Consider the following 4,620-nt stretch of genomic DNA (forward strand, 5'->3'; position numbering starts at 1 on the left):
ACCATTTCAGTAAAAACTTGTCGAGGTACGCCAACCAAGCGTTTGAATTCAGAATCTGAAAAACGATTTAATTTCTGATATCTCATGAAATTTATATTGAGGTGGTTTTTACTTTCGCAAGAGATCTATTCAAATCCTAAAAACTTCTGTGTTTTTAGGATTTTTTATTTTTAAAATAATTTTAATTATTAAGCATTCTATTTTTATATTTAAAAGGCTAAACTTTCATCCAATTTAATACTGGTATGTACCACTTAATTTTGGGACAAACCTTAAATATTAAATGTATTTGAAAATACTGTGTAGATGTTTGCTTAAATGATGACTCTCCATTACCACATGATGATCTGGCTCAGGGATATTGATAATGACCACAATGACTGATGATTTAGGTCATGGTATGGGCAATGCCTGGGAAAATAAAGACTGGGCACATATTTCTGATCCAGAATTACAAAGCCTGCAGCAGCAGTATTCCTGTTTACAAGGTCATATTCAGATTTTGTGGTGTAGTCCACGGCCATTTTCATCTGCAGTATTGGTTAAAGTAGAGCAGGATCTTGTGAGCAGGGATGAAATAGTCGCGCATCAGTATTTGATTAAGCGCAGCCATTGTTCCTTTCGTCGTGCCCGCGATATTTTACAGGAGCATGCCGTTCTTCAGCATTTAGCTAGCAAAGAAATTCCTGTTGCAGCATTGATTAGCTCAAATCAAGGTCTGACCGCTTTAGAGCTAGGTGACTGGACCTATGAAGTCTATGCAAAAGCAGCCGGCTTAGATCTGTATGCAGATCAGCAATCCTGGAAACCTTTTTTCTATGCTGAACATGCTGCGAAAGCGGGGCAATTACTGGCAAGCTTACATATGGCCATGCAGGATTTTCCTGAGCGGCAAGGCCGATCAGCATCTTATTTATTGTCCAATCAGCAGCTTTTAAACAGTGAAAATATCGTTACAGCCATTCAACGGCGCATTGTAAACAGTCCAGAATTAAGCCGTTACTGTGCCGACAAAAATTTAGATCCTTACTTTTTAGATCAAATCTTACAGGTTCACCAGCGTATTCAGCCTGTATTGCAACAGGCAAGCAGAATTTGGACCCATAACGATTTACACGCTTCTAATCTATTTTGGTCAGCACCGGATGCCAAAGCGGAGATTACTGCCGTAATTGATTTTGGTTTATCTGACCGAAATTCGGCACTTTATGATCTGGCTGTGACGATTGAACGTAATTTCATTGATTGGTTGGAATTAAAGCAGAACCCACATATTCCGATTGATGAAGCCGGTTTAACCGCTTTTCTCCATGCTTATTTTTCCGAGATACATCCACAAGAAGATTTTAGTATTTTGCCAGAACTGCTGAAAATCGTGCATCTGGATTTCGCTTTTTCAGAGCTGGAGTATTTTGTGGGCATTACCCACAACCTCAACCATGCAGATGCGGCTTATTACGACTGGATTATCGGTCATGTGGACTGGTTCTTTGGCGAACAAGGCCAACAATTTACCCAGACTTTAACCCGGCTCATTCAACACGAATTGCACTCTTCTTAGTTGCTCTCTAAACCCGGCATCATCACCCACTTCAAATACATAAGGTTTCGTATGAACAATCGTCAACTCAAACAGAATGTATTAACCCGATCTTTAAATATGATCATTCTGTCGCAGCTTTGTTTAGCCCCGCTGACTTATGCTGAAGACGATGTTCAACAGCTTGACACGATTGTCATTACAGCCGATCAAAGCATCCCTTACTCGAGTGCCAAAGTGAATGTCGAGGGATTTGCTACGGACAGTCTGCAAAAAATACCTGCATCGGTCTCTATCGTGACTGCCGATCTCATTGCTGAACAACATGCTCGCGTGCTGAGCGATGTGGTAAAAAATGATGCAGCCATCGGTGATGGCTATGCTGCAATTGGCTATTATCCAAACTTTGTCTCGCGTGGCTTTGAACTCGATTTGGCATCAAGCTACCTCATTAATGGCAATGTGATTCGTGGTGAACAAAACGTTGCACTTGAAAACAAAGAACGTGTGGAAATTTTAAAAGGCATTTCCGCGATTCAAAGTGGTATGTCGACCCCGGGTGGTGTGGTCAATTATGTCACCAAGCGACCCAAAGATATCCAGGCCCTGACATTCTCTGCCGATCAACACGGCCAGTTTTCAGTGGCAACTGATCTCGGTGGTTTTTTGGGTGATGAGCAGCAATTCGGATATCGCATCAATCTGGTGAATGAGCAGATTGAGTCTTATGTCGATCACGTGGATGGTGAGCGCTATTTAGCGGCATTGGCCTTAGACTGGAAAACATCTGAGCAATCTAAATTGGAATTTGATCTTGAAGCACAGCGTTCCGAACAAAAATCAGTGCCAGGCTATCAATTACTGGATGGCAAAGTCCCAGAAAATGTGAAATGGGATCGATTGCTTGGTTACCAGACTTGGGGTAAACCGGTCACGATCGATAGTCTGAATACTGGTTTAAAATATAGTTATGCCTTGAATGATGACTGGAACTTGGGACTTGTTGCAGCGCACAGTAAATCCAAGGTTGATGATTATTCAACATTTGCTTGGGGATGCTATGCCACGGTATGTGAATATAATGGCTTAGGCAACACCTTTGACGCTAATGGCAATTATGATATTTATGATTATCGCAACCCAGATGACACCTTTAAGACCAATCAATTTAAAGTCAAATTGGATGGGGTGATTGATACCAACTGGGCACAACATTATCTAAATTTTGATATTACGCAAACCAATAAATCTCGTGATCGATATCCTGGATTAAATAGAAACATATATACACATTTATACGAGAACCCAGAGGACATAGATATTGCAGGTAATATTTATGAGGATCCACTACAAGTAGAACAACAATTAGGTGATGTCGGTCCCTATTTTAAAGCTTTAGATAGTGAACAGACTGCTTTTACGGTTTTAGATCGTATTGAGTGGAATGAGAAATGGTCTACTTTGATTGGTGGAAAATGGATCGAGCTTGATGAACAAGCACATGCTTATGATGCAGAGGGTAAGCAGGTAATAAAAGTTCGTGATACGGATTTAGGCAAATTTTTACCACAGTTTGCAGTGAGTTATAGCCCGGTAGAGTCAACAACTCTGTATGCCTCTTATGCCAAAGGTTTGTCAGATGGAAAGACAGCGCCTTGGTTTGCAGAGAATGCTGCTGAAACTCTAGCGCCGATCTATTCAGAGCAATATGAAATTGGCCTAAAACAACAGATCAAGCAGTTTTTATTGACTGCCTCGCTATTTGATTTACACCAAGACAACCAATATAGCAAGCCGATTTCAGGACTTCGCTATTTTGTTGCGGAAGGCGAACAACATAGTCAGGGTCTGGAGCTCGGACTGAATGGTGCATTAACCGATCATCTGGCCTTAACTTCATCTTTAGCCTTGACTAAAGCCCGTTTAGAAAATGTAGAAGCGGTTGAATATGGCAATCATCAGGCGCAAAACGTGCCAAAAGTTCGTTTCGCAACACATCTTCGCTATAACGTACCGAGCATTGCAGGTTTCACTGTTCTGGCAGGTGGTCAATACAGTTCCAGCAAATATGCTAACAAAGAGGGTGCTGCGAAAGTCGCAGGTTATAGTGTGGTTGATTTAGGCGCTGCTTATCAATTTAAGCTAAATACGACCGATGCATTGCTACGCTTGAATATTAATAATCTGTTCAACAAGAAATACTGGCGTGATGCAGGTGAATTTTTGGGTGACGATTATTTATTCTTGGGTTCGCCGCGTACAGCAACCTTGTCATTCAATCTGAACTTCTAAATTGGCTGCTTAATCAGGTTATATTGCTATGGAAAATATAGAAATTGCAGCGTTCATTTTAAATGTTTTAGGTGTCTGGTTGACGTCTAAACAATATAAAGCCTGCTGGGTAGTGAATATTGTCGCTGTATTTCTGTATATCATTATTTTTTATCGTGTCAATTTATTTGCAGACGCAGCATTACAAGCCGTATTTATCTTGATGCAACTCTATGGCTGGTATAGCTGGTCGAAGAAAGATCAAGACCAGGATCTGACTGTACAGATTGGCTATTTGAATAAAAAAATCTGGGTATATAGCCTGATTGTGGGTATTGTCGCTGGTCTGGTGATTGGTGCCTTATTTGCTCATTTTACCGCAGCGTCACTACCTTGGTTGGACTCCATGTTAGCCTCTTTTAGCTTGGTGGCAAGTTATTGGGCGGCAAAAAAATATATTGAAAGCTGGGGCTTGTGGTGTGTTCTAGATGTGATTTATGTCGGTATGTACACCCATAAATCATTGTATTTAACAGCCGTACTCTATTTTCTCTTTATTCTTCTTGCACTGAATGGCTGGAGAATGTGGCGAAATCTTTATAGAGTGAAATTATCTTGAAATGACACTATTGCAAATAGAAATTTGAGGTGATGCTCTTTCCTTTAAAAAAAGTGTTTATAGACTAGGGTGTGTCCTCATTTGGCTTTGCACCAAATAAATATACAGGCTATACGAATCATAGATTTATAATTGCGTGCCAGTTTATCAAATCGAGTTGCAATAGCACGGAAATGTTTTAATCTCGCAA

Annotated in this window: 3 protein-coding genes and 2 pseudogenes; 3 read left to right on the forward strand and 2 right to left on the reverse strand. The window is 40.5% G+C overall.

Features of this window, described 5'->3' with window-relative positions; translation table 11 throughout:
• Positions 1-86 (reverse strand): annotated as a pseudogene (locus tag FTU42_RS14545) (IS5/IS1182 family transposase); the annotation flags it as partial.
• Between the two features lie 281 nt (positions 87-367).
• Here FTU42_RS14545 and FTU42_RS14550 point away from each other — a divergent pair.
• From FTU42_RS14550 to pnuC, 3 genes are read left to right on the forward strand one after another with little or no spacing between them, the layout of a single operon-like run.
• Positions 368-1,561, forward strand: coding sequence for a phosphotransferase enzyme family protein (locus FTU42_RS14550; protein WP_005093759.1), 1,194 nt, complete (start codon positions 368-370; stop codon positions 1,559-1,561).
• Positions 1,562-1,612: 51 nt separating this feature from the next.
• Positions 1,613-3,832, forward strand: coding sequence for a TonB-dependent siderophore receptor (locus FTU42_RS14555; protein WP_103800504.1), 2,220 nt, complete (start codon positions 1,613-1,615; stop codon positions 3,830-3,832).
• Between the two features lie 28 nt (positions 3,833-3,860).
• Complete coding sequence (pnuC, locus tag FTU42_RS14560) at positions 3,861-4,430, forward strand: nicotinamide riboside transporter PnuC (protein ID WP_103800505.1); 570 nt, start codon at positions 3,861-3,863, stop codon at positions 4,428-4,430.
• A gap of 77 nt (positions 4,431-4,507) precedes the next feature.
• Here pnuC and FTU42_RS14565 read toward each other — a convergent pair.
• Positions 4,508-4,620: pseudogene (locus FTU42_RS14565) on the reverse strand (IS5/IS1182 family transposase); the annotation flags it as partial.

This window comes from Acinetobacter sp. YH12102 (assembly GCF_013419125.1).
GTDB classification, from domain to species: Bacteria; Pseudomonadota; Gammaproteobacteria; order Pseudomonadales; family Moraxellaceae; genus Acinetobacter; species Acinetobacter pseudolwoffii.